Source organism: Bradyrhizobium sp. RP6 (assembly GCF_003837805.1).
Lineage (GTDB): Bacteria > Pseudomonadota > Alphaproteobacteria > Rhizobiales > Xanthobacteraceae > Bradyrhizobium.
The window spans coordinates 16,136-42,602 of sequence record NZ_RQIT01000002.1; the positions used below are offsets into that span (position 1 = coordinate 16,136).

The 26,467-nt window shown below is 67.2% G+C and carries 26 protein-coding genes and 3 riboswitches; of the genes, 18 read left to right on the top strand and 8 right to left on the bottom strand.

Features of this window, described 5'->3' with window-relative positions; translation table 11 throughout:
• Positions 1-328: 328 nt before the first annotated feature.
• The 4 genes from EHH60_RS04950 to cobU all read right to left on the bottom strand — a co-directional run bounded on the left by EHH60_RS04950 (position 329) and on the right by cobU (position 2,835).
• Entirely contained in the window at positions 329-496 is a 168-nt protein-coding gene (locus tag EHH60_RS04950) for a Flp family type IVb pilin (protein WP_124158368.1), read from the bottom strand.
• A gap of 419 nt (positions 497-915) precedes the next feature.
• On the bottom strand, positions 916-1,548 hold the full coding sequence (gene bluB / locus EHH60_RS04955) for a 5,6-dimethylbenzimidazole synthase (protein ID WP_124158369.1): 633 nt from the start codon (positions 1,546-1,548) through the stop codon (positions 916-918).
• 4 nt (positions 1,549-1,552) lie between these two features.
• On the bottom strand, positions 1,553-2,335 hold the full coding sequence (gene cobS / locus EHH60_RS04960; protein ID WP_124158370.1) for an adenosylcobinamide-GDP ribazoletransferase: 783 nt from the start codon (positions 2,333-2,335) through the stop codon (positions 1,553-1,555).
• Positions 2,332-2,835, bottom strand: coding sequence for a bifunctional adenosylcobinamide kinase/adenosylcobinamide-phosphate guanylyltransferase (gene cobU / locus EHH60_RS04965; RefSeq protein ID WP_124158371.1), 504 nt, complete (start codon positions 2,833-2,835; stop codon positions 2,332-2,334). The genes cobS and cobU overlap by 4 nt, the downstream gene beginning before the upstream one ends.
• A 121-nt stretch (positions 2,836-2,956) precedes the next feature.
• Here cobU and cbiB point away from each other — a divergent pair, with 121 nt between their 5' ends.
• Together cbiB and cobD are read left to right on the top strand one after the other, a co-directional pair.
• Positions 2,957-3,898, top strand: a complete 942-nt coding sequence (gene cbiB, locus EHH60_RS04970; RefSeq protein ID WP_245454393.1) for an adenosylcobinamide-phosphate synthase CbiB — start codon at positions 2,957-2,959, stop codon at positions 3,896-3,898.
• Between the two features lie 11 nt (positions 3,899-3,909).
• Positions 3,910-4,875 carry a threonine-phosphate decarboxylase CobD gene (cobD, locus tag EHH60_RS04975; protein ID WP_199751306.1) on the top strand — a complete coding sequence of 322 codons (966 nt, stop codon included), beginning with the start codon at positions 3,910-3,912 and terminating at the stop codon, positions 4,873-4,875.
• Here cobD and EHH60_RS04980 read toward each other — a convergent pair.
• Positions 4,864-6,312, bottom strand: coding sequence for a cobyric acid synthase (locus EHH60_RS04980; RefSeq protein ID WP_124158373.1), 1,449 nt, complete (start codon positions 6,310-6,312; stop codon positions 4,864-4,866). The two genes, cobD and EHH60_RS04980, sit on opposite strands and share 12 nt — an antisense overlap.
• A gap of 5 nt (positions 6,313-6,317) precedes the next feature.
• Complete coding sequence (cobO, locus tag EHH60_RS04985) at positions 6,318-6,953, bottom strand: cob(I)yrinic acid a,c-diamide adenosyltransferase (protein WP_124158374.1); 636 nt, start codon at positions 6,951-6,953, stop codon at positions 6,318-6,320.
• Positions 6,954-6,992: 39 nt separating this feature from the next.
• A riboswitch (cobalamin riboswitch) is annotated at positions 6,993-7,212 on the top strand.
• 94 nt (positions 7,213-7,306) lie between these two features.
• On the opposite strand from cobO, the gene EHH60_RS04990 reads away from it, so the two are divergent.
• The 7 genes from EHH60_RS04990 to cobJ are packed head-to-tail and all read left to right on the top strand — an operon-like array spanning position 7,307 to position 15,214.
• On the top strand, positions 7,307-7,681 hold the full coding sequence (locus EHH60_RS04990; protein ID WP_124158375.1) for a DUF1636 family protein: 375 nt from the start codon (positions 7,307-7,309) through the stop codon (positions 7,679-7,681).
• Complete coding sequence (cobW, locus tag EHH60_RS04995) at positions 7,678-8,712, top strand: cobalamin biosynthesis protein CobW (protein WP_124158376.1); 1,035 nt, start codon at positions 7,678-7,680, stop codon at positions 8,710-8,712. The genes EHH60_RS04990 and cobW overlap by 4 nt, the downstream gene beginning before the upstream one ends.
• The gene (gene cobN / locus EHH60_RS05000; protein WP_124158377.1) at positions 8,712-11,960 is read left to right on the top strand and encodes a cobaltochelatase subunit CobN; all 3,249 of its coding nucleotides are present in this window, start codon (positions 8,712-8,714) and stop codon (positions 11,958-11,960) included. Before cobW ends, cobN begins: the two co-directional genes overlap by 1 nt.
• Positions 11,957-13,120 carry a precorrin-3B synthase gene (cobG, locus tag EHH60_RS05005; RefSeq protein WP_124158378.1) on the top strand — a complete coding sequence of 388 codons (1,164 nt, stop codon included), beginning with the start codon at positions 11,957-11,959 and terminating at the stop codon, positions 13,118-13,120. The genes cobN and cobG overlap by 4 nt, the downstream gene beginning before the upstream one ends.
• Complete coding sequence (locus EHH60_RS05010; RefSeq protein WP_124158379.1) at positions 13,120-13,749, top strand: precorrin-8X methylmutase; 630 nt, start codon at positions 13,120-13,122, stop codon at positions 13,747-13,749. Before cobG ends, EHH60_RS05010 begins: the two co-directional genes overlap by 1 nt.
• Positions 13,750-13,751: 2 nt before the next feature.
• Positions 13,752-14,483 carry a precorrin-2 C(20)-methyltransferase gene (locus tag EHH60_RS05015; protein WP_124158380.1) on the top strand — a complete coding sequence of 244 codons (732 nt, stop codon included), beginning with the start codon at positions 13,752-13,754 and terminating at the stop codon, positions 14,481-14,483.
• Entirely contained in the window at positions 14,480-15,214 is a 735-nt protein-coding gene (gene cobJ / locus EHH60_RS05020; protein WP_124158381.1) for a precorrin-3B C(17)-methyltransferase, read from the top strand. Before EHH60_RS05015 ends, cobJ begins: the two co-directional genes overlap by 4 nt.
• Here cobJ and EHH60_RS05025 read toward each other — a convergent pair.
• Entirely contained in the window at positions 15,190-15,936 is a 747-nt protein-coding gene (locus EHH60_RS05025; RefSeq protein WP_124158382.1) for a cobalt-precorrin-6A reductase, read from the bottom strand. The two genes, cobJ and EHH60_RS05025, sit on opposite strands and share 25 nt — an antisense overlap.
• On the opposite strand from EHH60_RS05025, the gene cbiE reads away from it, so the two are divergent.
• The 8 genes from cbiE to cobT all read left to right on the top strand — a co-directional run bounded on the left by cbiE (position 15,935) and on the right by cobT (position 23,134).
• Positions 15,935-17,116, top strand: a complete 1,182-nt coding sequence (gene cbiE, locus EHH60_RS05030) for a precorrin-6y C5,15-methyltransferase (decarboxylating) subunit CbiE (RefSeq protein ID WP_124158383.1) — start codon at positions 15,935-15,937, stop codon at positions 17,114-17,116. The genes EHH60_RS05025 and cbiE overlap by 2 nt on opposite strands.
• Positions 17,113-17,481, top strand: a complete 369-nt coding sequence (locus tag EHH60_RS05035) for a cobalamin biosynthesis protein (RefSeq protein ID WP_199751307.1) — start codon at positions 17,113-17,115, stop codon at positions 17,479-17,481. The genes cbiE and EHH60_RS05035 overlap by 4 nt, the downstream gene beginning before the upstream one ends.
• Entirely contained in the window at positions 17,478-18,260 is a 783-nt protein-coding gene (gene cobM / locus EHH60_RS05040) for a precorrin-4 C(11)-methyltransferase (protein WP_124158385.1), read from the top strand. Before EHH60_RS05035 ends, cobM begins: the two co-directional genes overlap by 4 nt.
• Positions 18,260-19,570, top strand: a complete 1,311-nt coding sequence (locus tag EHH60_RS05045) for a cobyrinic acid a,c-diamide synthase CobB (protein WP_124158386.1) — start codon at positions 18,260-18,262, stop codon at positions 19,568-19,570. The genes cobM and EHH60_RS05045 overlap by 1 nt, the downstream gene beginning before the upstream one ends.
• Positions 19,567-20,298, top strand: a complete 732-nt coding sequence (gene cobA / locus EHH60_RS05050) for a uroporphyrinogen-III C-methyltransferase (protein ID WP_124158387.1) — start codon at positions 19,567-19,569, stop codon at positions 20,296-20,298. The genes EHH60_RS05045 and cobA overlap by 4 nt, the downstream gene beginning before the upstream one ends.
• A gap of 45 nt (positions 20,299-20,343) precedes the next feature.
• Positions 20,344-20,563: riboswitch (cobalamin riboswitch) on the top strand.
• Positions 20,564-20,600: 37 nt separating this feature from the next.
• Positions 20,601-21,278, top strand: a complete 678-nt coding sequence (locus tag EHH60_RS05055; RefSeq protein WP_124158388.1) for an energy-coupling factor ABC transporter permease — start codon at positions 20,601-20,603, stop codon at positions 21,276-21,278.
• 46 nt (positions 21,279-21,324) lie between these two features.
• A complete protein-coding gene (gene cobF, locus EHH60_RS05060) occupies positions 21,325-22,071 on the top strand; it encodes a precorrin-6A synthase (deacetylating) (protein ID WP_124158389.1) in 747 nt (248 codons plus the stop codon).
• A 10-nt stretch (positions 22,072-22,081) separates the two neighbouring features.
• Positions 22,082-23,134 (top strand): nicotinate-nucleotide--dimethylbenzimidazole phosphoribosyltransferase, encoded by a 1,053-nt coding sequence (gene cobT / locus EHH60_RS05065; protein WP_124158390.1) that lies wholly within the window; start codon positions 22,082-22,084, stop codon positions 23,132-23,134.
• Between the two features lie 6 nt (positions 23,135-23,140).
• Here cobT and EHH60_RS05070 read toward each other — a convergent pair whose 3' ends face one another.
• A complete protein-coding gene (locus EHH60_RS05070) occupies positions 23,141-23,713 on the bottom strand; it encodes a histidine phosphatase family protein (protein WP_124158391.1) in 573 nt (190 codons plus the stop codon).
• 71 nt (positions 23,714-23,784) lie between these two features.
• Positions 23,785-23,987, top strand: a riboswitch (cobalamin riboswitch).
• A 117-nt stretch (positions 23,988-24,104) separates the two neighbouring features.
• Between EHH60_RS05070 and EHH60_RS37410 the strand changes: the two genes are divergently transcribed.
• The gene (locus EHH60_RS37410; protein WP_199751308.1) at positions 24,105-26,462 is read left to right on the top strand and encodes a TonB-dependent receptor; all 2,358 of its coding nucleotides are present in this window, start codon (positions 24,105-24,107) and stop codon (positions 26,460-26,462) included.
• Positions 26,463-26,467: the final 5 nt, after the last annotated feature.

Consider the following 26,467-nt stretch of genomic DNA (forward strand, 5'->3'; position numbering starts at 1 on the left):
TAAGATTGCTGGAGGTGGAGAGCTACCTATCGCCGCACAAAGGAATCCTTAACGCGTCGCCAGCGGAGCAGCTGCCTTTGTAGGAAGGTCAATGAATGATGACCTGCACTGCTTGAAAGTGATGCGGCCAGCTCCGCGCCTGAACCGGAAGCGCTCTTCCTGCCGAGAAGTGCGCCCTGATCTGTTTGGCGCCGAGATGAGGGCGGCTTGGGCACGCTGGCTTTGAAGGGGGAAGCAGGGCGGCGTTGGATTTACCAAAGTGTCCTTGGAGCTCGGATCTCCGGCAGTCCGGCGCTGGGAGGCTGGGCCGCCCCGCTTTTCGTGAAGGTTAGGGTGTAGTCAGCTTGGTGTTGACGCTCGTGAACACGCCGCTCACTGCCGTGCCGGCGTTCTTGACGGCAGCAATGATAGCAAGCGCAATGCCTGCAGCGATCAGGCCATACTCGATCGCCGTAGCGCCGCTTTCGTCAGCCAGGAACCTCTTGAACGTATGCAAGTTCGTCTCCTTATGGTTGTTAGATATGCGTGTAGCAATTGGTTGTAACAACTTGTTTCTACTCGTGAAGGAATTAAGGAGGCTTGAATCCGAACCGTTAATTTGAGTCCAACTCGAATGTTTCACACAGTTGCTGGAATCCGCGTCAGTGGGATCGCGGCCATCCGCTGCGCAAGATCGTATGTCGGGAACGCCTGTCTTCAGTTTGTCCGGCGAACCGAAGATCGCAGGGAGATCGAGGCGGAAGTCGACGCTTTCGACCCAGCCACGCTGTGGCTCGAGCCGAAGATGAGGCCGCCCGGGCGGGCGGTCGTGCTGTCCCAAAGTGCGATGCGATGAGGATGAATCGTCATCGCGCTTTAGGTTTGTTTAAGCATGATCTTTTCGGAAAACCGCTGAGCACTTTTCCAGATCATGCTTTAGCGCCGCAGCGTGAACTCGTCCGCACCGCGCCGGTGCTCCCATTTCGCCTGCTCCAGCTCGGGCCGGTCGCATTCGATCTCCGGATAGCCGATGCAGAGATAAGCGATGAATTTCCAGGAGCCGGGCACGTCGAGAATGGTGTGGATCCGATCCGGGCTCAAGATCGACACCCAGCCGAGACCGATGCCCTCGGCGCGCGCCGCGAGCCACATCGCGGTGATCGCCGCGACCACGGAATATTCCGTGGTCTCCGGCATCGTCGCGCGACCGAGACCATGCCCGATGTCGCTGGCCTTGTCCGCGAACACCGCGAGGTGACCGGGGGCCTGTTCGAGACCCGAGAGCTTCAGCGCGGCATAGCGCGCGGCGCGCTCGCCGGAATAGCAATTCAACGCGTCGGCGTTGCACGCCTTGAAATCGTCGGTCACGGCCCGGCGTCGCGCGTCGTCGTCGACGATGACGAAGCGCCAGGGCTGGCTGAGGCCGACCGAGGGCGAAAGGCAGGCCGTCTCGATCAGGCGATCGATGGCGCCGGCCGGCAATGGATCGCTGCGAAAGCGGCGCACGTCGCGGCGCCACACGAACAGCTCGCGCAAGTGCCGGCGGAAGGCGTCGTCGAACTCGACCATGAGGTCAATGTCCCATCTGGAAGGACGCGGCAACCAGCAGGATCAGGATCTCGCCAGTCTGCTCGAACGCCCCGAGGATGTCGCCGGTCTGCCCGCCGATCTGCCGGATGGCAAGCCGCGCCAGCATCAGGCCGGCGAGCGACAGCAAGACCAGGCCGACCAGCGCCTTGCCCGGCCCCAACGCCAGGGCAAGTGCGAGCGTTCCCACAGCGAAGGCAATGGCGACGCTGCGGCCCGGCGGCGATCCGGCGCTGGCCGACAGACCGTCAGGCCGCGCCGGCGCGACCAGCGACATGAAGGCCGGCACGCCGGCACGGGCAGCGGTGTGCGCAGCGCACAGCGCGGGCGTGACGGCCCACGGATCGGCGATCGCCGCAAGGGCGCTCCAGCGCAGGCCGAACGACAGGATCAGTGCGCAAACGCCATAGGTCCCGATCCGGCTGTCGCGCATGATCTCGAGCTTGCGCTCGCGCGTCCGGCCGCCGCCGAATCCGTCCGCGGTATCGGCCAGTCCGTCCTCGTGCAGCGCGCCGGTGATGAGGGTGGTCGTGGCCAGCACGAGCAGGGCGGCAAGGTTCGGTGTCAGTCCGAAGCGAATGGAGATCTTGTAGATCAACGCGCCCGCAAGGCCGACCAGCAATCCCGCGACGGGCAGGGCCCAGGTCGCGCGCGCGATCGCGCCGTCGCCGGCGGGCTTCGACGATGCGACAGGCAGGATCGTGACGAACGACGCTGCGATTCTGAGATCGGCGACGACCTCTCGCAAGAGCTCGGCGCGCGGGATCATTTCAGCTTCATCGGCAGGCCGGCGACGATGAACTCGACGTCGTCGGCGACATCGGCAACGATCTGATTCATGATCCCGGCGGCGTCGCGGAAGCTTCTCGCCAGCGCGTTGTCAGGCACGATGCCGAGGCCGACCTCGTTGGTCACAAGGATGACGGGGCTGCCAAGCCGGGGCAGGGCGCCGGCGAGCTCTCGCACGTCTCGCTCCCAGTCGCGCGCCGCATGCATCAGATTGGAGAGCCACAGCGTCAGGCAATCCACGAGCCTCGCGCCGCCGCCTTCGGTCGAGAGCAGCGCCGGCACGAGATCGAGCGGGACCTCGCGCTCGGTCCAATCGGTTCCGCGCCGCGCGCGGTGTCGTGCGATGCGTTCCTGCATTTCACCATCGAGCGCCTCGGCGGTTGCGATGTAGACGGGCTGGCCGGGAAAGCTGCGCGCGCGCGCTTCCGCCCGGGTGCTCTTGCCCGATCGCGCTCCGCCGGTGATCAAGATGACGGCCATGAAGGTCTCCTATCGCCAGCACTAATCATCAAACGCGCCCAAAGACAAAGCCGAAATCAGGCAGCGAGGGGCTTGCACTCGGCCGCCGTCTTGCGCAACAGGGGCGGGACAGGAGCTAGATGTGGGCTTTGCGGGCGCGATGGTGGTGGCGATGGCGGTGGATGCCCTTCTGGGCTGGCCGGCCTGGCTGTTCGCGCGGATCGGCCATCCCGTCACCTGGCTCGGCGGGCTCATTGCGGCCATCGACACCGCCTGGAATCGCGCGTCCGATCCGCCGGCATTGCGCCGAGCCGCGGGCGTCGCCGGCGCGCTTGCGGTGGTCGCGCTCTCTGTAGCGCTCGGCTGGGCGCTGCAATCACTGCTTCCTTCGGGCTGGATCCAGATCGTGCTGATTGGCATCCTGGCCTGGCCATTGGTCGCGCTGCGCTCGCTGCATGATCATGTGGCTGCCGTCGCCACGCCCTTGCTGGCCGGCGACGTTGCCGCGGCGCGCGATGCGGTCTCGCGCATCGTCGGCCGCGATCCCGCAAGCCTCGATGAGGCCGGCATCGCACGCGCGGCGATCGAGAGCCTTGCCGAAAACACCTCCGACGGCATCGTCGCGCCGGTGTTCTGGGGCGCGCTGTTGGGCTTGCCCGGTATCCTCGGCTACAAGGCGATCAACACGCTGGACTCCATGATCGGCCATCGCAGCGAACGGCACGAAGCCTTTGGATGGGCGGCGGCGCGCATCGACGATGTCGCCAATTTCATCCCGGCGCGGCTGACCGGATTTCTGTTCGTGCTGCTGGCACCGCAGCGGTCGGAAGCATTGGCCTGCATGACGCGCGATGCGCGCCGTCATCGCTCGCCGAACGCCGGCTGGCCGGAAGCGGCCATGGCGGGCGGGCTCGGCGTGCGGCTGAGCGGCCCCCGCATCTATCATGGCAGCGCGACCGACGAGCCCTGGCTGAACGAAGGCGCGCGCGATCCGCGTGCTGCCGACATCGCGGAGGCGCTGACCGTCTACCGTCGCGCCATGTCGCTGGTCGCAGGCCTGCTTGCGATCCTGGCCTTCGCGTGACAGAACGGGGCATGCGCGAGCATGGTGGAAATCTGGACCAAGCCCAGCAGCGTTTTGGCGGACGCGTGGAGGACTGGATCGATCTGTCGACCGGGATCAACCGGGTGCCCTATCCCGTGGGTGAGGTGAGCGCGCGCGCGTGGACTGCACTGCCGTCGCGTGCCGAGATCGAGGCCCTGCATCGGGCCGCGCAGCAGGCCTATGCGACGACCGCGCACATTGCAGCTACGGCAGGCGCGCAGGCCGTCATTGAGCTCTTGCCGCGCCTTGCGCCGCGTGGTCGAGCCCGCATTCTCGCTCCGACCTACAATGAATACGCTGCGGTTCTGTCGGGCTCGGGCTGGGAGGTTACCGAAGTCTCGGCCCTCGACGAACTTGCCGGAGCGGATCTAGCCGTAGTCGTCAATCCCAACAATCCCGATGGGCGGCACTATAAGCAGGCTGAACTGCTCGCGCTGATGCCGCGTCTCGGTCGGCTGGTCGTCGACGAGAGCTTCTGTGACGCAATTCCGGAGCTTTCGTTGGCGCCCGGGGCGGGCAGGCGCGATCTCCTGATCCTGCGCTCCTTCGGAAAGTTCTATGGACTTGCGGGATTGCGGCTCGGTTTCGCTATTGGTGGGGATAGGGACATCGCTGGAATATCTGCGATGTCAGGTCCGTGGCCGGTGTCGGGTGCCGCGATTGCAATTGGCTGCCGTGCCCTGCGCGATGACGCATGGGCCAAGGCAACATCGGCGCGGCTAGCGAGGGACAGTGCTCGCCTCGACGACATGGTGCAGTCGCAGGACTGGCGACTGGTCGGCGGCACGCCGTTGTTTCGTCTCTACGAAACGCCTGACGGACTCGCCGCGCAGGAGAAATTGGCGCGCAGCCACATCTGGTCCCGCGTCTTCGCGCAACAGCCGACATGGCTGCGCCTCGGGCTTCCCGGCAGCGAAGCCGAATGGACGCGCCTTGCCGAGGCCCTAGCGCGCTAGCGCGAGCAGGCCTTCGACGTCGAGATGCTTTTCGATGTGATCGGCCAGCGCTTCGAGCGCGCTCTCGACCCTGGCGTGATAGGGCTCGTCGCCCGCGGGAATGTCGAGCTTGGCGAGGTAGGCCTTGCGGAAATCATCCGATGTGAACAGGCCGTGCAGATAGCTGCCTTGCACGCGGCCATCCTGCGAGATCGCGCCTTCCGGCTCGCCGTTCAGTTTCGCGAACGGGCGGGCGCGATCGGGGCCGTCGGTGTGGCCGATATGGATTTCGTAGGCTTCGATCGGCTGCTCCGTGACGGCATGCACGGCCGCAACCCGCGTCAGCGTCTTCTGCGGGCTCATCACCGTCTCGACATCGAGAAGCCCGAGGCCCGGCGTGTCGCCCGCAGGTCCCTCGATGCCTTCGGGGTCGGCGACGCTGCGTCCCAGCATCTGATAGCCGCCGCAGAGGCCGAGCACATGGCCGCCCCTGCGGTGGTGGGCGAGCAGGTCGATGTCCCAGCCCTGCGCACGAAGGAAGGCGAGGTCGCCCCGGGTTGATTTCGACCCGGGAATGATGACGAGGCGCACGTCGCCCGGGATCGCCTCGCCCGGGCGCACCATCACGAGATCGACGCCCGGCTCGAGCTTGAGGGGATCGAGATCATCGAAATTGGCGATGCGCGATAGCGCGAGGCAGGCGATCTTGCATCGGCCCGGCTTTCGCGCGTCACTCAGGCCCAGCGCATCCTCGGCCGGCAGCTCGCCGGCGCGCGGAAACCAGGGCAGCACGCCAAGGCCGCGCCATGCGGTCTTTTGCTCGATCAGATTGTAGCCGTCGTCGAACAGGGTGGGGTCGCCGCGGAACTTGTTGATGACGAAGCCAGAGATCATCGCGGCATCGTCGGGGTCGATCACCGTCTTGATGCCGACCAGCTGGGCGATGACCCCGCCGCGATCGATGTCGCCGACCAGCACGACGGGCACGTCCGCCTTGCGGGCAAAGCCCATGTTGGCGATGTCGGACTTGCGCAAATTCACCTCGGCCGGGCTGCCGGCGCCTTCGACCAGCACCAGGTCAGAGCGCGCCTTAAGCCGCTCGAAGCTCTCCAGCACCGCGCCCATCAGCGACGGCTTCATCGCCGCGTAGTCGCGCGCGCGTGCGGTCGCGATGCGCTTGCCATGGACCACGACCTGCGCGCCGACATCGGTCTCGGGCTTGAGCAGCACCGGGTTCATGTCGGTGTGCGGCTCGACGCCGGCGGCGAGCGCCTGTAGCGCCTGGGCCCGGCCGATCTCACCGCCGTCGACCGTGACCGCGGCGTTGTTCGACATGTTCTGCGGCTTGAAGGGCAGCACGCGCAGGCCGCGCCGCGTGAAGGCACGCGCAAGGCCGGCGACGATGAGCGACTTGCCCACGTCCGAGCCGGCCCCCTGGATCATCAATGCGCGTGCCATTGAACCTAGAACTCGACGCCGGCCTGCGCCTTGATGCCGGAACGGAACGGGTGCTTGACCAGCGTCATCTCGGTGACGAGGTCGGCGATCTCGATCAGCTCGTCCTTCGCGTTGCGACCGGTGAGCACGACATGCGTCATCGCAGGCTTCTGCGTGGTCAGGAATTCGACGACTTCAGCGATGTCGAGATAGTCATAGCGGAGCGCGATGTTGATCTCGTCGAGCACGACCATCCGCAGCCGCTCGTTGAGGATCAGCTCCTTGGCCTTCTCCCAGCCGGCGCGCGCGGCGGCGATGTCGCGGGCACGGTCCTGCGTCTCCCAGGTGAAGCCTTCGCCCATCGCGTGGAACTGGCAGAGATCGCCGAAATGGCCGGTGAGCAGGCGCCGTTCGCCCGTATCCCAGGCGCCCTTGATGAATTGCACCACCGCACAAGGAAAGCCATGGGCGACGCAGCGGACGATCATGCCGAAGGCCGAGGAGGATTTGCCCTTGCCGCTGCCGGTGTGGACGATGATCAGGCCCTTTTCGCCGCTCTTGGTCGCCATGATCTTGTCGCGGGCGGCTTTCTTCTTCGCCATCTTCTGGGCGTGCCGGGCGTCGGTTTCCTCGCCCGTTCGGGTGTCCGGTTCAGGCGTCATCGTACCAGTCCTTCGGCTTGACAAGTGGCAGTCACGGGCAAATGGTGGCCCGGCGTTGGTTCCTGTCCTATGACAGGCGAAGAGGGAATGCGATAGGGTCCGAATCGGCAAGATTTGGGTCCAAAATGCAGCCGCCCCCGCGACCGTGACCGGAGAGATGCCCGAAGCCACTGATTCCTGCGGGAATCGGGAAGGCGGGGATCGAAGGGCAAGGCCCTGCTCCGCAAGCCGGGAGACCTGCCAGCGCGAAGAGTTTTGGACCGGCGGACGGGGTGTTCCGCGACGGGGAAACGGGCCCTTTGAGCCAAGGTCCGTGTGCCTCTCGCCTCCCGCTGTTTATCCTGGAAGAGGCGATGACCGTCACACTTCACGTCTGCATCACCTGCCGCGCCGGCCAGACGCTTGGCGAGGGCGAGACAACGCCCGGCAAGCGCCTGCATGGCGCGATTCTCGAGGCCGGCGTGCCCGAGGGCGTCAACGTGGTTCCCGTCGAATGCCTGTCGGCCTGCAGCCAGGGCTGCTCGGTCGCGCTCAGCGCGCCCGGCCGCTGGTCTTACGTCTATGGTCGCCTCTCCGAGACGAATGCGCGCGATGTGGTCGCGGGCGCTGCGGCCTATGCGGCGGCGCCCGACGGGCTCGTGCCATGGCGCAGCCGCCCCGAGATCTTCCGCAAGCAGTCGCTTGCCCGTATTCCCCCGATTCCCGCCGTGCCGGAGGCCGCCGAATGAACTCGCTCGCCAAAATCCCCGTCACGGTGGTCACTGGGTTTCTCGGTTCCGGGAAGACCACGCTGATCCAGCATCTGCTCGCCAACGCGAATGGCAAGAAGCTGGCGGTGCTCGTCAACGAGTTCGGCAGCGAGGGCGTCGACGGCGAAATCTTGAAATCCTGCGCCGACGCCAATTGTCCGGAGGAGAACATCGTCGAGCTCGCCAATGGCTGCATCTGCTGCACCGTCGCCGACGATTTCATTCCGACCATGGAGCAACTCTTGGCGCGCCCGGTGCGGCCCGATCACATCCTGATCGAAACCTCGGGCCTGGCGCTGCCAAAGCCGCTGCTGAAGGCGTTCGACTGGCCACAGATCCGCTCGCGCATCACGGTCGACGGCGTGATCGCGCTGGCCGATGCCGAGGCCGTCGCGGCCGGCCGCTTCGCGCCGGACCCGATTGCCGTCGAAGCGCAGCGCGCGGCGGACGACAATCTCGATCACGAGACGCCGCTGTCGGAAGTGTTCGAGGACCAGATCGCCTGTGCCGACATCGTGCTGCTGACGAAAGCGGATCTGGCCGGCAGCGCCGGGATCGAAGTCGCCAAGGCGACGATCGCCGCCGAGATGCCGCGCCGCGTGCCGATGCTTCCTGTCACCGACGGTGCGATCGATGCGCGCGTCATTCTCGGCCTTGGCGCCGCCGCGGAGAACGATCTCGCCGCGCGTCCCTCGCATCATGACGGCGAAGAGGACCACGAGCACGATGATTTTGCCTCGGTCGTGATCGACCTTCCGGAGGTCGCCGACGTCGATGCGCTGGTCGCATCCGTGCAGCGTCTTGCGCGCGAGCAGAATGTGCTGCGTGCCAAGGGCTATATCGCGGTCGCGGGCAAGCCGATGCGCCTCCTGCTGCAGGCGGTCGGCGAGCGCGTGCGCCACCAGTTCGACAAGCCATGGGGCGCGGGTCACAGGCAGTCCAAGCTCGTCGTGATCGGCGAGCATGGCGATATCGACGAGGCCGCGATCAGGTCAGGGCTTGGTATCTGATGCACGTCGTCTTCCGCGAGAGCCGCGGTCTCGAGGAGACCGCGACGCCAAGAGACATCGGCCAGGACCCGGCCGATCTCGTGGTGCTCTCGTTTTCGGATTCCGATCTTGCGGCGTTCGCGGCCGGCTGGCGGCGTGGCCGGAACAGCCTGCCGTCGCTGCGGCTTGCCAATCTTTCCGAACTTCGTCATCCGCTGTCGATCGACACCTATATCGAGCGCACGCTGTCGCAGGCGCGCGGCATCCTGGTGCGCCTGATCGGCGGCGAGTCCTACTGGCCGTACGGCCTCGCCGCCCTGCAACAGCTCGCCAAGGACCGCAACATCGCGCTGGCCGTGCTGCCGGCCGATGGTCGCGACGACACGCGGCTCGATTCGTATTCGACGTTGCCGGTTTCGACGCTGCGTCGGCTCAAGGTGCTCTGCGACACCGGCGGTCCGGTCGCGGCGCAAGCTGCGATCGCGCAGCTCGCGCTGGCCTCAGGCCTCTATGCCGGCCCGGTCGTCGGCGAGATGACCGTGCCCGAGATGGGCTTTTATGATCCCGAGCGCGGCGTGATTGCGGCGCCGCCCAGCGTCGAGGAGAAGCCGCGCGCGCTGGTGACGTTCTACCGCTCCTATCTCACCGCTACGGATACCGGCCCGGTCGATGCCCTCATTGCGGCGCTGCGCGAGAGGGGATTTGATGCTTTTGGCGTGTTCGTCACCTCGCTGAAGAGTGCAGGCGTCGCCGATTGGTTGCGCGCGCATTTCGCGCAGAATCCTCCCGCGGCGATCGTTAATGCGACGGCGTTCTCGGCAATGAGCGACGACGGCAAGACGCCGTTCGATGCTGCACAATGTCCGGTATTTCAGGTCGCGCTTTCGACGGCGCGGCGCGAGGACTGGGCGATCTCGCTGCGCGGCCTGTCGCCGGGCGACCTCGCCATGCATGTGGTGCTGCCCGAGGTCGACGGCCGCCTGTTCGCGGGCGTGGTGAGTTTCAAATCTGCCGCGACGCGCGATCCCGATCTGCAATTCTCGCATCTGGCGCACACGCCTGACGCGGAGCGTGTGAAGGCCGTCGCCGCGCGCGTCGCGGCCTGGCGGCGCCTTGCCGAGACGCCGGCCGGAGAGAAGCGGCTGGGGGTCGTGCTGTCGAACTATCCCGGCCGGCCGCACCAGATCGCGCATGCTGTTGGTCTCGATGCGCTCGCGTCGGTCGAGGCGTTATTGTCCGATCTCGCCGAGGCGGGATACGCTGTTGTTCCGGTTCACGCGCTCGGCGAGACGCTGCTCAAGCAACGATTGATCTGGAATGTCGCCGAGTACCGGGCGGCGCTCTCGCGCCTGCCGCAAACCTTGCAGGACGATCTCGCGCAGGCCTGGGGCGTGCCTGAGGACGATCCGAGCTGCCGCGACGGCGCGTTCCATTTCGCCGCGATCCAATGTGGTCGGTCGATTGTCGCAATTCAGCCGGAACGCGGCGAAGCGGCCTCGCGCGATGCCGACTATCACGATCTCGCTCGCACGCCGCGCCATGCCTACGTCGCCTTCTATCTCTGGCTCAGGCAGCAGGGCTGTGATGCCATCGTGCATATGGGCGCGCACGGCACGCTGGAGTGGCTGCCCGGGAAATCCGTGGCGCTGTCACCGAGCTGCTGGCCGGAGGCATTGATCGGCGATTTTCCGATCATCTATCCCTTCATCGTCAACGATCCCGGCGAGGCCGCGCAGGCCAAGCGGCGCATCGGCGCGGTCACGATCGGCCATTTGCCGCCGCCGCTCGCAATGTCCTCGGTGCCGGAAAGCCTGCGCCGGCTCGAACGGCTGCTCGATGAATATTCGACCGCCGACGGTCTCGATCCCGCCCGCCGCCAGCGCCTCATCGCGGCGATCCGTGACGAGGCGCGTTCGGCAGGTCTCGAAGAGGATCTCGGCCTGGACGCAACGGCCGCACCTGCCGAAGCGATTCCGCGGATCGATCGCTTCGTCTGCGATCTCAAGGAAAGCCAGTTCGGCGACGGCCTGCACGTGTTCGGCCGCGGCGCCTGCGGCGAAGCGGAGCGGGATGCGTTGCTTGCTTCGCTGACGGGTCGGCGCGTTGCGCCGGGCCCATCGGGCTCGCCCTATCGTGGACGCCAGGACGTGCTGCCGACCGGGCGCAATCTGTTCGCCGTCGATCCGCGCGCGGTGCCGACGCCGTCTGCGCATGCGCAGGGCATCAAGCTCGCGGAAGAGCTGCTGCGCCGTCACTTGCAGGATCATGGCGACTGGCCGAGGGGACTCATCGTCGATCTCTGGGGCTCGGCGACGATGCGCACGGCGGGCGAGGAGTTCGCGATGGCGCTGCATCTGGCCGGCCTCGCGCCGCGCTGGGATCACGCCTCCGGCCGCGTCACCGGCTACGACATCATCGCGCCGGCCGAGCTGGGCCGTCCGCGCATCGACGTCACGCTGCGCGTGTCCGGCCTGTTCCGCGATGTCTTTTCGGGGCTGGCGCAATTGTTCGAGGCCGCTTCCGGCGCGCTCGCGGCGCGCGAGGACGAGGGCGACGAGAATCCGTATCGCAACCGCGCATCCCGCGTGTTCGCGCCGCGTCCCGGACACTATGGCGTCGGCCTCTCGGCGATCCCGGATGCCTTCACGCCGGAGACGCGCGAGGCGGCCGGCGAAGCCTGGCTGTCGGCATCGTCCTGGGCGTTCTCGGCGGATGGTACAATGCAGCCCGATCGTACTGGCATCGAGTCGCGTCTCGCGTCCGCAGACGCTTTTGTCCATATCCAGGACTTGCCCGAAACCGATCTGCTGCTTGCCGCCGACTATGCCGCGCATGAGGCAGCTATCGCAGCGGCAGCCGTGCATCTCGGGGCAGGCGCGCCGTGCCTCTATCACCTCGACGCGACGCGGCCCGACCAGCCCCATGCGCGCACGCTGACGGAGGAGATTTCACGTGTCGCCCGGGCGCGCGCGGCCAATCCGGCCTGGATCGCCGGCATGATGCGGCATGGCTTTCGCGGCGCCGCCGAGATCACCGCGACGCTGGAGCACATGGCTGCCTTCGCGCATCTCGCCGGCGCCGTGCCGCCGCATTTGTTCGACCTCTACTACGATGCCACGCTCGGCAACGACGAGGTCCGTGCTTTCATGGCACGTGAGAATCCCTCGGCTCTCGCCGCGATGGAAACCTGCTTTGCGCGCCTGCATGATGCGGCGCTCTGGCAAACGCGCCGCAATTCGATCGCCGCGGCGCTGCGGGAGGCCTCATGAGTGCGGCCCCAATCAAGGGTTGGTGCCCCGGCGCGCTGCGCCCTATGCTCTCGGGCGACGGGCTCGTGGTGCGCGTGCGCCCGTTCGGCGGGCGGCTCGAAGCCGCACAGATTGCCGGGCTTGCCGAGCTCGCCGGACGGCACGGCAATGGCCTGATTGATGTGACGAGCCGGGCCAATCTCCAGATCAGGGGCGTCAAGGAGGAGGGCCATCTTCCGCTGCTCGACGGTCTTGCGCAACTGGCGCTGCTCGACCCCGACGCCGAGATCGAAGCCCGGCGCAATGTTCTGGTGACGCCGTTCTGGAGCAGCGGCGACGAAACACAGTCGCTCGCCGCCGAGCTGGAGGAGGCGCTTGCCGATAGCGGCCTGGCGCTTCCCACCAAGTTCGGCTTCGCCATCGACGACGGAAGGTCGCGCGTTCTGGCTGGCGATTCCGCCGACATACGCATCGAGCGCGATCGCTTGGGTCGTCTCCTGGTGCGGGCCGATGGCGCAAGGCTCGGCCGCTCCGTCGCACGCGGACAGGCCGTGAGCACGGCGCTGGCGCTCGCGAGCTGGTTCATCATCTCCGGCGGCGCGAGGGACGGGCGAGGGCGCATGGCGGCCCATATCGCGTCCGGCGCGGCGTTGCCTCAATCGTTGTGCGGCGAGACCGAGCCGGCGCCCGTCATGGCCGCGGCACGGCCCGGGCACTATCCGCAAGGCGCGATCGTCGGCGTCGCGTTCGGGCAGATCTTGCACGCCACGCTCCATCAGTTCTCCAGCTGCGGACACGCGCTGCGCATGACGCCATGGCGGATGGTGCTCAGCGAGGGCAAGCGCGAGATGCCGAGTGGGGCGGGCCTCATCACCGAGCCGTACGATCCGGCGCTGCGCGTCATCGCCTGCAGCGGCGCGCCGCGCTGCCGGGAAGCCCATGCCGATACGCGCACGCTCGCAGCGGCGCTGGCGCCGCGCATTGCCGCCGATACGCGACTTCACGTCTCCGGCTGCGGCAAGGGCTGCGCCCATTCGGGCGCGGCTGCGGTCACGCTGATTGCGACGCATGCCGGTTTCGATCTCGTCCGCGACGGCTCGATCCGCGACGAGCCGGTCCTGCGCGGGCTGAACGGAGCCGACATCGTCAGCGATCCCTCCATCCTGATCGGAGGGAACTGATGCCGCACACCTACGAGACCGACGGCGCGGCGATCTACCGGCAATCCTTTGCGACCATTCGGGCCGAGGCGGAGCTTGCGCGCTTCACGCCCGATGAAGAGCCGGTGGTGGTGCGCATGATCCACGCCGTCGGCATGGTCGGCCTCGAGGCGCATATCCGCTTCACGCCAGGCATGGCAACCCTCGCGCGCGCGGCCCTGCAGAAGGGCGCGCCGATCCTGTGCGACGCGCGCATGGTCTCGGAAGGCATCACGCGCGCAAGACTTCCCGCGGCCAATGCCGTCATCTGCACGTTAGGAGACGAGTCCGTTCCCACGCTCGCGCAATCCATGCGCAACACCCGCTCGGCCGCGGCGCTGGAGCTGTGGCGGCCGCATCTCGATGGCGCCATCGTCGCGATCGGCAACGCGCCGACCGCGCTGTTTCATCTGCTCAATATGCTGGAAGACCCGGACTGCCCGCGTCCGGCGGCGATCATCGGCTGTCCCGTCGGCTTCGTTGGTGCCGCCGAGTCCAAGGCCGCGCTGATGGCCGATCCGCCGGTACCGGCGCTGACGGTCGAGGGCCGCCTCGGCGGCTCCGCGATCACGGTTGCTGCCGTGAACGCGCTGGCGAGCCGGAGCGAATAGCCATGGGACGCATCATCTGCTGTGGTCTCGGCCCCGGCGATCCCGATCTGATGAGCGTGCGCGCCGACCGGACGGTGCGTGCCGCGCAGCACGTCGCCTATTTCCGCAAGAAGGGCAGGCCGGGTCAGGCGCGCTGCATCGTCGAGGGCATGCTGGCGGCCGACGTCACCGAATATCCGATGGAATATCCTGTCACGACGGAGATCGCGTTCGACAGCGCGGAATACGTCCAGCTGCTTGCGGGCTTCTACGATGAATGGGCGGAGCGTCTGGCGCGGCTTGCGCGCGCCGTCGACGTCGTCGTGCTCTGCGAGGGCGATCCGTATTTCTACGGATCGTTCATGCATCTGCACATGCGCCTGCAAGGCCGCGTCGAGATCGAGGTGATCGCCGGCATTCCCGGCATGGTCGGCTGCTGGAACGGCGTCGGGCAGCCCATCGCGCTCGGCGACGACGTGACGACGGTGCTGATGGGGACGCTCCCCGAGGCCGAGCTCGAGCGCCGCATGCGCGATTCCGATGCGCTGGTCGTCATGAAGACCGGCCGCAATCTGGCAAAGGTGCGCCGCGCGCTTCGCTCCGCCGGCCGGTTAGACGATGCCTGGCTGGTCGAGCGCGGCACGATGCCGGGGGAGCGCGTGGTGCGGCTCGCCGAGATCGATGCCGCCGATTGCCCCTATTTTGCGATCGTGCTGGTGCACGGCAAGGGCCGGCATCTGGACGCTGCCGAATGACGGGCACGCTGACCATCGCGGGCCTCGGGCCCGGGAGCGACGCGCTGGTGACGCCGGAAGTCTCCGCCGCGCTCGCAGCCGCGACCGACATTCTGGGCTATGCGCCCTATGTCGCACGCGTACCGCCGCGACCGGGGCTGACCCTGCATCCCTCCGACAATCGCGAAGAGCTGCAACGCGCGAGCGAAGCCTTGCGGCTTGCTGCGGAAGGCGGGGAGGTCGTTGTCGTCTCCTCCGGGGATCCCGGCGTGTTCGCGATGGCCTCGGCCGTGTTCGAGGCGCTCGAACAGGCGCCGCAATGGCAGGCGCTGCCGATCCGCGTGCTGCCCGGCGTCACCGCGATGCTGGCGGCGGCCGCGCGTGCCGGCGCGCCCCTCGGTCATGATTTCTGCGCGATCAATCTCTCCGACAATCTCAAGCCGTGGGCAGTGATCGAGAAACGCCTCCGCCTCGCGGCCGAAGCCGATTTTGCCATCGCGATGTACAATCCGCGCTCGGCGAGCCGGCCGGAAGGATTTGGCCGCGCACTTGCGGTGCTTCGAGAGGCTGGTTGCGGCGAGCGTCTGGTGATCTTCGCGCGCGCGATCAGCGCGGCTGACGAGAAGATCGAGACCGTGACGCTGAACGAAGCGACGCCCGAAATGGCCGACATGCGCACGCTGGTGATCGTCGGCAATTCGCAGACGCGCCGCGTCGGCCGCTGGGTCTATGCGCCGAGGCGGATAGAATGACCGAGCCACTGCATGATCTCGGCCACGCTCTCGACCCGCAGCCGCTCGGGCAGTCTTGGTCGCGAGATCATGATAACGGACAAGCCAAGCATGCGAGCCGCCTCGATCTTGGCGCGCGCGCCGTCGCCGCCGGAGTTGCGGGCGACGATCCACGCGATGTCGCGCGAGCGCAGCATGTCCAGCTCGCCGTCGAGGGTGAAGGGTCCACGCGACACGATCACGTCGGCCGCGAAGGGCAGGGGCGCCTCGGGGGGATCGACGAAGCGCAGCGTGTAGGCATGCTGCGGCCGGCTGGCGAACGGCGCGATGTGCTGGCGGCCGATGGCGAGGAACACGTTTGTCGGCGCGTCAGGCAGCGCGGCGACGGCCGCGTTGACGTCGACCACCTCGATCCAGCTGTCACCGGGCGCTTTTGTCCACGGCGAGCGTTCGAGCGCGATCATCGGCGTGCCGGTTTCCGCGCACGCCACGACCGCGTTGCGGCTCATCTCGGCCGCGAAGGGATGCGTCGCGTCGATCACATGGGTGATACTGTCACGGCGAATGTAATCGGCCAGCCCGCTCACGCCGCCAAAGCCGCCGATGCGGGTCGGCAGCGGCTGGTCGGCCGGCGCGCGGGTGCGGCCGCCATAGGAATAGACGGCGTCGATGCCGGCGCGCGCGACCTCCGCTGCGAGCAGGCTCGCATCGGCCGTTCCGCCCAGAATGAGGGCGCGCGTCATGTCTGATCCCTGGCTGACCATCATCGGTATCGGCGAAGATGGCCTTGCCGGGTTGTCCGAGGCAAGCCGAAAGGCGCTTGCCAGGGCCGAAACCGTCTTCGGCGGCGAGCGCCACCTTGCGCTTGCGGAGGTTGGCGGCCGCGGCCGCCCGTGGCCGGTGCCGTTCGACGCCAAGATCGTGCTGAGCTGCCGTGGCCGGCCGACGGCGGTGCTCGCCTCCGGCGATCCGTTCTGGCATGGTGCCGGCGCGGGCCTCGCCGAGAAGCTCGGTGGCGACGAGTGGATCGCGCACCCCGCACCGTCGGCATTCTCGCTTGCGGCCGCGCGGCTGGGCTGGCGACTCGAATCCACCGTCTGCCTCGGGCTTCACGCCGCACCGTTCGAGCGTCTCGGTCCGCATCTGGCGCGAGGGGCGCGCATCATCTGCCTCGTGCGCGATGGGAAAGCGGCTGGCGATCTCGCAAGGTGGTTGAGCGAGCGCGGGTGGGGCGCCTCGGCCTTCTGGATGCTCGCCGCCCTCGGTGGCCCGCGCGAAAGCATCAGAGAATATCGCGCCGATAGTCTTGCCGGTGATCTCGCCGGAAACCTGGTCACGGTCGCCGTCGAGGCAAAGGGTGGACAGGGGATGCCCCGCAGTTCGGGATTATCGGACGATCTCTTCGTCCATGACGGCCAGATCACCAAGCGGCCGGTGCGTGCGCTCGCCCTCTCGGCGCTGGCGCCGCGGCCCGGCGAACGGCTGTGGGACGTCGGCGCCGGTTCGGGGTCGATCTCGGTGGAGTGGGTGCTATGCGGCGGGACGGCCACGGCCATCGAGCTGCGCGAAGATCGCGCCACGAACATTCGCAGCAATGCAGCCGCGTTCGGACTGGAGCGTCGGATCAACGTCATCGCAGGCAAGGCGCCCGAAGCGCTTGCCGCGCTGGATCCGCCGGATGCCGTCTTCATCGGCGGCGGCCTTGATGGCATGATGTTCGATGCCGTCTGGGCGCGCCTCTCGCCTGGAGCGCGGTTCGTTGCGCATTCAGTCACGCTGGAGACGGAAGCGCTGCTCGGCGAGCTGCACCAGCGCCATGGTGGCGAGCTGATGCGGGTCGAATTGGCGCATGCCGCCCCGCTCGGCCGCTACCGATCCTGGGAAGCGACGCGGCCGGTGGTGCAATGGAGTGCGGTCCGATGAAGGTCGCCGGTCTGGGATTCAAGAGCGATGTGACGCTGGCCTCGTTGCGCGAGGCGCTCGCGACAGCCGGCGGCCCCGAAGGTCTTGCAGCATTTGCGACCGTCAGCGACAAGGCCGACGCGGAGGCGCTGAAGCAGCTCGCGCGCGAATGCGGTGTGCCGATCAGGGCTCTTCCAGCCGATGTGCTTGCGAAGGTGGACACGCCGACCCGGTCAAAATTCGTCATCGAAAAGTTCGGGACGGGATCGGTCGCCGAAGCCGCGGCGCTCGCGGCAGCGGGCCCTCGCGCGCGGCTCGTCGCGACACGGGCGGTCTCGCGGGATCGCACCGCGACTGCGGCGATCGCGGAAGGGGACGGCGCATGACGGTGCATTTTATCGGCGCCGGGCCCGGCGCGCCCGATTTGCTGACGTTGCGCGGCCGCGATCTGATCGCAGCCTCTCCGGTCTGCTTGTATGCCGGCTCGCTGGTGCCCGAAGGCGTGCTGGCGCATTGCCCGCCCGGTGCGCGCATCGTCAACACCGCGCCGCTGTCGCTCGACGAGATTATCGCGGAGATCGCCGCTGCGCATGCGGACGGCAAGGATGTCGCGCGGCTGCATTCCGGCGATCTCTCGATCTGGTCGGCGATGGGCGAGCAGCTCCGCCGCCTGCGTGCGCTCGGGATTCCCTATTCGGTGACGCCGGGCGTGCCGGCCTTCTCGGCTGCTGCCGCTGCGCTGGAAATGGAGCTCACGCTGCCCGGCCTTGCCCAGACGGTGGTGCTGACCCGCACGCCGGGCCGCGCCAGCGCGATGCCCGAGGGCGAGAAGCTCGCCGCATTCGCAGCGACCGGCGCGGCGCTCGCGATCCATCTGTCGATCCATCTGCTCGACAAGGTTGTGGCTGAACTCACGCCGCATTACGGCGCGGACTGTCCGGTCGCGATCGTCTGGCGTGCGAGCTGGCCGGACCAGCGCATCGTCCACGCGACGCTCGGCACTCTTGATGCCGCCGTGAGCAGCGAGATGGAGCGCACCGCCCTGATCCTGGTCGGCAGGACACTTGGCGCTGCGAATTTCGACGAGAGTCGCCTCTACGCCGCCGATTACGACCGCCGCTATCGGCCGCTCGGCGCCGAGCCGCGTTTTCCGGAGGCATCGTGATGGCCGCAGCGCTCGTCATCTCCGCGCCGGCCTCCGGTGTCGGCAAGACCACGCTGACGCTGGCGCTCGCCCGCGCCTGGCGCAATCGCGGATTGAACGTGCAGTGCTTCAAGAGCGGGCCCGACTACATCGATCCCGCGTTCCACGCCGCCGCCACCGGACGCGCCTCCGTCAACATCGATAGCTGGGCGATGGACCGCGCAAGTATCGCGCACCTCGTCAGCCGTGGTGCGGACGCCGATGTCGTGCTTGCCGAGGGCTCGATGGGCCTGTTCGACGGTGTCGCCGCGCGCGGCGTCTGCGGCACCGGCGCCACCGCCGACATCGCGGAGATGCTGGGCTGGCCGGTGGTTCTGGTGATCGATCCATCGGGACAAGCGCAGACGGCGGCTGCGATTGCCGCGGGCCTTCGCGACTACCGCCCCGGCGTGCGACTTGCCGGCGTCGTGCTCAACCGCGTCGCCAGCCCGCGCCACGAAGACCTGGTGCGGCGTGCGCTCAACGAGGCCGGCATCGCCGTGTTCGGCGCGCTGCCGCGTCATGCCGAGATCAGCCTGCCGAAGCGGCATCTTGGTCTCGTGCAGGCCGAGGAGCGGGTTGAAATCGGCAAGCTGATCGACGAGGCCGCGCGCTTCGTCGCCGAGCATGTCGATCTCGATGCTTTGCTGGGATCGGCGGCTCGCTGGTCGCCGCTACCAGCCGCGAACGGTCTCAACGTGGCGCCACCCGGGCAACGCATCGCGCTCGCCCGCGATGCGGCCTTCTCCTTCGTCTATCCGCATATGGTGGAGGCCTGGCGCGCGGCGGGCGCCGAGATCTCGACATTCTCGCCGCTTGCCGATGAAGTGCCTGACGCGAGCGCCGACGTCTGCTGGCTTCCTGGCGGCTATCCCGAGTTGCACGCCGGCAGGATCGCGGCCAATGCGCGCTTTCGAGACGGCCTGCGCGCCTTCGCCGAGTCACGGCCGGTCCACGGCGAGTGCGGAGGCTATATGGTGCTGGGAGCTGCTTTGACTGATGCCGACGGCGCCAGCCATGAGATGACGGGGCTACTTGGGCTGGAGACGAGCTTTGCAAAGCGCCGCATGCATCTGGGCTATCGTCTCGCCGAGCTCGCTGCACCGATGCCGGGACATCGTGTTGGCGCACGCCTGCGCGGTCACGAGTTCCACTATTCGACGATCGTCGCGCAACCGGATGCGCCGCTCGCGGTCGTGCACGATGCGACGGGCGCCGTCATGGCCGAGACCGGCTCGCGGCGCGGCCACGCCACCGGCACGTTCTTTCATCTGATCGCGGAGGACCGGTGAGAGGATTCGTGTCGTTCATTTCCGCCGGACCCGGCGATCCCGAATTGCTCACGGTGAGGGGCGCCGCGCGGCTGCGCGAGGCCGACGTCGTGCTCTATGACGACCTCGCCTCCGGCGCGATCCTGGATCTGGCGCGGCCCGGCGCCAATCTCGTCGCGGTGGGAAAACGGGCAGGGCGGCCCTCGACCAAGCAGCACCACGTCAATCGTCTCCTGGTCGACTATGCCGCGACAGGCGCGCGCGTAGTGCGGCTCAAGTCCGGCGACGCCGGCATATTCGGTCGGCTCGAGGAGGAGCTGGAGACGCTGCGCGAAGCCGGCATCGGCTATGAAATCGTACCCGGCGTCACATCCGCCTGCGTCGCCGCCGCCCAGGCCGGCATTCCCCTGACCCGTCGGCATACCTCCCGCCGCGTGCAGTTCATTACCGGGGCTGATGTCAGCGGCGAGCTGCCGTCCAACCTGAACTGGGCGGCGCTGGCGGATCCCGAGGCCACGACCGTGGTCTATATGGGCCGGCGCACCTTTCCGGCGCTTGCCGCAAAATTGATCGCACACGGCCTCGCCCCAAACACGCCCGCACTGTTTGCCGAATCCCTCGGCCGTCCCGACGAGCGGCTGGTCCGCACCACCATCGCCGAGCTCGCCGCGCAGCTAGGCCGGGGCGGCGCCGCGTCCACGGCCGCCGTGATCCTGTTCGGCGCGCTGGCAGGGGATTATCCGTCATGACGGTGGCGGTCGCCCTTCGCCTCTTGACGCCCGGCTCGCGAAAGGCGCACACAGGAGAGGCATGGTGCTCGACGCGGCGCAAAGCGCCGGAGCATAATCGGGAATGGGGGTGGGCGGACCAAGTTGCGGCGCCCCAAACCCCAGCCGCCCCCGCGACTGTAAGCGGTGAGGGGCTCCGAATGGCCACTGGGCCGTAAGGTTCGGGAAGGCCGGAGAACCCCAGTGAACCGCGAGCCAGGAGACCGGCCCTGCACGTTTTGAGGCCAAGGCCGTCGGGTGTGACGGCAGGAAGGAATTGAGCCATGCATATCGAACCCGGAATCGTGACGGGCGCCAAGCTCGTGTTGAGTTACGCAACCGGCATCGCCGCAGGCGGCGTTGCGCTGAAGCTGGCGGTCGAAACCGTCCGCGCGCAGGGCGTCGGCTCGTTCGCCACGCGCACGCTCGCCACCACGGGCCTCGTCTTCACCTTCTTCCAGGTCCTGCCCCACTTCCCGGTCGGCGTCTCCGAAGTGCACTTCATCCTCGGCTCGACCTTGTTCCTGCTGTTTGGTGCGGCGCCAGCCGCCTTCGGCCTCGCATTTGGCCTGCTGCTCCAGGGTCTGTTGTTCGAGCCCGCTGACCTGCCGCAATACGGCATGAACGTCACCACGCTCCTGGTGCCGCTGTTCGCGATCCAGGCCATCGCCACGCGCATCATTTCGCGTAACACCGCCTATGTCGATCTGAAGTACGGTCAGGCGCTGGCGCTTTCGACGACTTATCAAGCGGGTGTTGTCGCCTGGGTGGCGTTCTGGGCGCTCTACGGCTCCGGCTTTGCCATGAGCAACCTCGCCAACATCGCGACCTTCGCGGCCTCCTACGCGCTGGTCATCGTGATCGAGCCGCTCGCCGACCTCGCGGTGCTGGCGCTGGCGAAGTCGCTGCGCGGCGTCACCGCGCCCGGCCTCGTCACGCCGCGCCTGCACAACGGCGCCTGAGAGACAAGCGAGAGGGCGGCCTTGATGGCCGCCCTTCGCGCTCGCGATGCTCACGCTCTCCCTGATAGGCATCGGTTGCGGCGATCCCGAGCAGCTTACGCGCGCCGCGATCGCTGCCATCAACGCGGCCGATCTCGTCCTGATCCCGCGCAAGGGGGCTGCCAAGTCCGATCTCGCCGATCTCCGGCGAGCGATCTGCGCGGACGTGCTCACCAGCGACATAGCCATCGCCGAATTCGATCTTCCCGTGCGCGACAGCGGTGAAGCTGATTACCGCAAGGGCGTAGACGATTGGCACGATGTGGTTGCCGCGACCTGGTCGCAGACGATCGCGAGGCATCTCGAAGGTGAGGGCAAGGTCGCGCTCCTGATCTGGGGCGATCCGTCGCTCTACGATTCCTCGCTGCGCATTGCGCGGCGATTGAATCCGTTGCCGAAAATCGAGGTCGTGCCCGGCATCACCTCGATCCAGGCGCTGTGTGCGGCGCATGCGCTGCCGCTCAACGACATCGGCGAGCCGTTCCTGGTTACGACAGGGCGGCGCTTGCGCGACGGCGGCTGGCCGCACGGTGTCGATACCGTGGTGGTGATGCTCGACGGCGGCACAGCGTTCCAGTCGCTCGATCCAGAGCGTTTGCATATCTGGTGGGGCGCCTATCTCGGCATGCCCGATCAGATCATCATGTCCGGCGCGCTGGCCGAGGTCGGTCCGCACATCGTGATCGCGCGACAGGAAGCACGCGAGCGGCACGGCTGGATCATGGACAGCTATATTCTCAAGCGCAGGGCGTAAGCGAGGCAGCATGCTTCCCGAATGGGTTTACCAGAACTGCCCCGAGGTCTCCGCGGTTCATCGCGAGGCGGCCATCGCGCGGCAGGCGCAACTGACAAAGCCGACTGGCGCGCTCGGCCGGCTCGAGCAGCTCGCGGTTGAGCTTGCGGGCTTGCAGGCGACCGAGCAGCCCCGCGCTTCGCGGGTGCCGATCATCATCTTCGCCGGTGATCACGGCATCGTCGCGCAGGGCGTGTCAGCCTATCCGCAAGCCGTGACGATCGCGATGATGGCGAATTTTGCGTCTGGCGGCGCGGCGATCTCGGTGCTGGCGCGTGAACTGGGTTCCAGCCTGGAGGTGGTCGACGCCGGCACGCTGGCCCAGGAGCAGATGGCGGGAATCATCACCGACAAGCCGCGCAGCGGCACACGCGATTTCAGCGTCGAGGCTGCGCTCACGCCGACCGAGCTGGCCTTTGCCTTCGAGGCCGGCCAGCGCGCTGTCGCGCGCGCAGCACCTAGTCAGCCCGATCTCCTGATCTTCGGCGAGATGGGCATCGGCAACACCACGACCTCAGCGGCGATCGCGGCGAGTCTGCTTGGTGTGAGCGCCGAGGAGATCGCGGGCAGCGGCACCGGCGTCGATATGGCCGGCCGCGCGCACAAGGCACGGGTGATCGATGCGGCGATCGCACGCCACGGCGTCTCCGGAGCGTTGGTCGAGAAGATCCTGTGCGCGGTCGGCGGCCTCGAGATCGCGGCGATCTCAGGCGCGATCATTGCCGCCGCGCAGGCCCGCATTCCGGTGTTGATCGACGGCTTCATCGTGTCCGTCGCTGCCCTGGCCGCGGCGCGTCTCAATCCGTCCTGTCAGCCGTTCCAGCTTGCTTCGCATCAATCGGCGGAGCAGGGGCATCGGCTGGTGTTGCGCGCGCTCAACGTTCAGCCGCTGATCAGCCTCGATCTCAGGCTCGGCGAGGGATCGGGCGCGGCCATCGCGCTGCCGCTGGTCCGCTCGGCGTGTGCGCTTCACAACGGCATGGCGACGTTTACGCAGGCCAACGTGCCGGATCGCCCGGCCTGATGCGGCTCAAGCCACGCGCTGGTTGACCGAGACGACACGCCAGCCCGCCGTGAGCCGGTCGATCCGGGTCAGCGACAGCGGATCGATCACGAAGCGCAAGGCGGCTTGCGGCGTCAAGTCCAGCGCGATGCAGAGCGCGGCGCGGATGGTGCCGGAATGCACGACCAGCGTTGCCGAGCCTGCGCCAATCCGCGATAGGCCCACCTGCACGCGCGCAACCTGATCCGCAAAGCTTTCGCCGCTCGGTGGCCGTCCGCGCGCCGGATCGCGCCAGAACTGCGCGTAAGTCTCGCCACCGCTCGCGGCGAGCTCGTCATGCCGACGGCCGGTCCAGTCGCCGAAATCCTGCTCGCGAAATTCGCTGACCAATTCCGGTTCGAGCCCCAGAGCGCGCGCCGTCTCGACCGTGCGCCGCGACGGGCTGGCATAGCTGGTGGCATCCGGCGGCAAACGCTGCCGCAGAGCCGCCAACGCGGCCTGATCGCCGAGATCCGCCCGCGCATCGGCTGCGTGGATCGTGCCGGCCACGCCCTCGACGGCCGCATGCCGTATCAACCAGAGGAAGGTCTCGCCTTCCATGCTTATCTCCAAGGAAGTTGGTCGCTGTGGCCACACCGCCGCACTGCCACATTGACTCTGTCTTGCTGGTAATCCTAGATGCTGGCGACGGTTTTCCCGAGAGGGAATGAAAAGGGAATGCGGTGCGGGGAAACTTGTCCCCAATGCCGCGGCTGCCCCCGCAACTGTGAGCGGATAATCCTTCGTCACAAGCCACTGGGTCCTCGGTCCCGGGAAGGCGACGAAGCGGTGATGACCCGCGAGCCAGGAGACCTGCCGTCAGCCGTGGTCACACGCGAAGATGTCGGTCGGGGAGTACAGACATTCGGCTTCATCGGACGGCCCGAAAGGCCAACAGATGAGACCTCGTTCGCTGTGACGTGCCACTGACGTCATACCGAGGTTTCATATCGTGTCTTCCATCTGTATCTTACGGCCGAGCCGCTTCCTGCTCGCCTGGGCTGCGCTTATATCGTTCGTCGTTGCCGATATGCCTGCCGCCCTGGCGCAGCAGGTCCGCGAACCCCTGCCGCCGGTCGAGGTCTCGCCTGCTGAAACCGGCAGGCGGGCCAAGCCAGCCGGCCGTGAAGCGCAGCGCGCGCGCCGTGCAGCTTTGCGCCGGCCGGCGACCGTATCGGCCCCGCCCAAGCCCACCGCGCCGGCCACGGCAGCACAGACGCCGCTCAACAGCAATGTGGTCGCCGAAAGCGCCTCGCGGCTCGGCCTGACCGTGCGTGAGATGCCGGCGACGGTCGAGGTGATCTCCGCCGAGACCATGCGCGAGCAAGGCTATCGAACGGTCTCGGAGGTGGCGCAGGGTGCCGTCGGCGTCACCTCCGGCGACAATCCGGCCGAGCCCGCGGCGTTTTCCATGCGCGGCTTCACCAACAGCCAGATCAACACGCTCTACAACGGCATCAAGATCGGCCCGCAGAACATGACCTCGCGGATCACCGACACCGCCAATCTCGAGGCCGTGGAATTCCTCAAGGGCCCGGCCTCGGTGATGTCAGGCGAGGGTGCCGCCGGGGGCGCCATCAACTTCGTCACTAAGCAGCCACACACCGGATCGATCCGGAACGAAGCCGAGTTTTCCTGGGACTCGCTCAACTCATTCCGCGCCCATTACGGTTCGGGCGGCAGCACCAATGTGCAGGGCCTCGACTATCGCTTCGACATCAGCCGTTCCACCCTCAACGGCTTTGCTGACGACACCAACGTCAAGACGTTCGGCGCGTCCGGCCAGCTCAATTACCGCGTCTCCGATACTCTCAAGATCTGGGGCGCTATCGAGTACCGCGAGGATCGCTCCAAGGCCTATTGGGGCGCGCCGCTGGTGCCGGTCGCCTTCAGCGGCTCGCATGCCACGAGCGGGATGGTCTCCGGCAACTACGTCTCGAACTACAACAAGACCAATCTTGGCGCGGTCACCATCGACGATCGCACGTTCAACACTAATTACAACGTTCTCGACAACCGAAACGTGGCGCAGGAAGTCTGGCTGCGCGGCGGTTTTGAGCTGAAGCTCGCGCCTGATCTGACCTTGAAGAGCCAGGCCTATGCCTATGGCGCAGAGCGGACCTGGTTCAACAACGAGATCGAGGCGTTCAATTCCACCACGAACCTGGTCGATCGCGAGCGCTTCTATGTCGCGCACAGCCAGCGTCTGGTCGGCAACATCACCGACCTGATCTGGGACGCTGATATCGCGGGCTTTGACAACCGGCTGGTCACGACGCTCTCGTCAAGCTATCTCGATTTCGTCAGGCCGGGCGCGGCCAACTTTCCAGGCGATTCCGTTTCGCTGGTCGATCCCAATCGGGGCTACTACGGCCTGCTCACGACCCAGCAGCAGACCGCGCGCATCGACAACGAGGCGCTGTCGTTCGAGGACAGGCTGAAGCTGACGCGCAGCTTCGCGCTGGTTGGCGGCCTCCGCGTCGAGCATATCGGGCTTGACCGCAATTCGACCGACGTGAGCGGGCTGGAGAAGGCAGGCTTCCCGTTCACGAAAGACTGGGCGCCGGTGACGGGCCGCATCGGTTACACCTGGGAGGCCGTCCCCGGCCTCACCTTCTTCAGCCAGTACGCCACCGGCGCCGACATCGCCGCCAACAATATCTTTTTGCTTGGGCCGACCCAGCCGCTCGACCTGACGACCGCGCGCACCTACGAGACCGGCGTCAAGCATGTGTTCTGGGACAACAGGGCGGAATGGTCTTTCTCGGCCTACGACATCCTGCGCAAGAACGTCTACGCGGCGGCCGGCGGCATGCAGCTCAACATTGCCGGGCGGCAGGAGTCCAAGGGCGTCGAGCTTGCCGCGGCGGTGCGCCCGATCGAGCCGCTGCGGCTGTGGGGCAACATCGCCTATGTCGACGCTCGCTATGCCGACTACAATTTTGCCGGCGGCACGTTTTCCGGCAACACGCCGCCGAACGTGCCGCGTATCGTCGCCAATGCCGGCGCGTCGTACCGGTTCTTCACGCCCTGGCCGGTGGAGGTCGGCATCACCGGCCGCCATGTCGGCGACCGCTACAACACCGATGCCAATGTCGTGACGATGAAGGCCTACACCGTCGCCGACGTCTATGCCTTCGTCGACATTCCCAAGACGGTCTTCGCTGCGGTCGACCAGGCCCGCCTGACCTTCCGTGTCCGCAACATCGCCGACAAGCGCTACGCGATCTGGGGCGATCCGTTCTATCCCGACCAGATCCTGCTGGGCGCGCCGCGCACCTACGAGATCTCGGCCGCGTTCAAATGGTAGGGGCG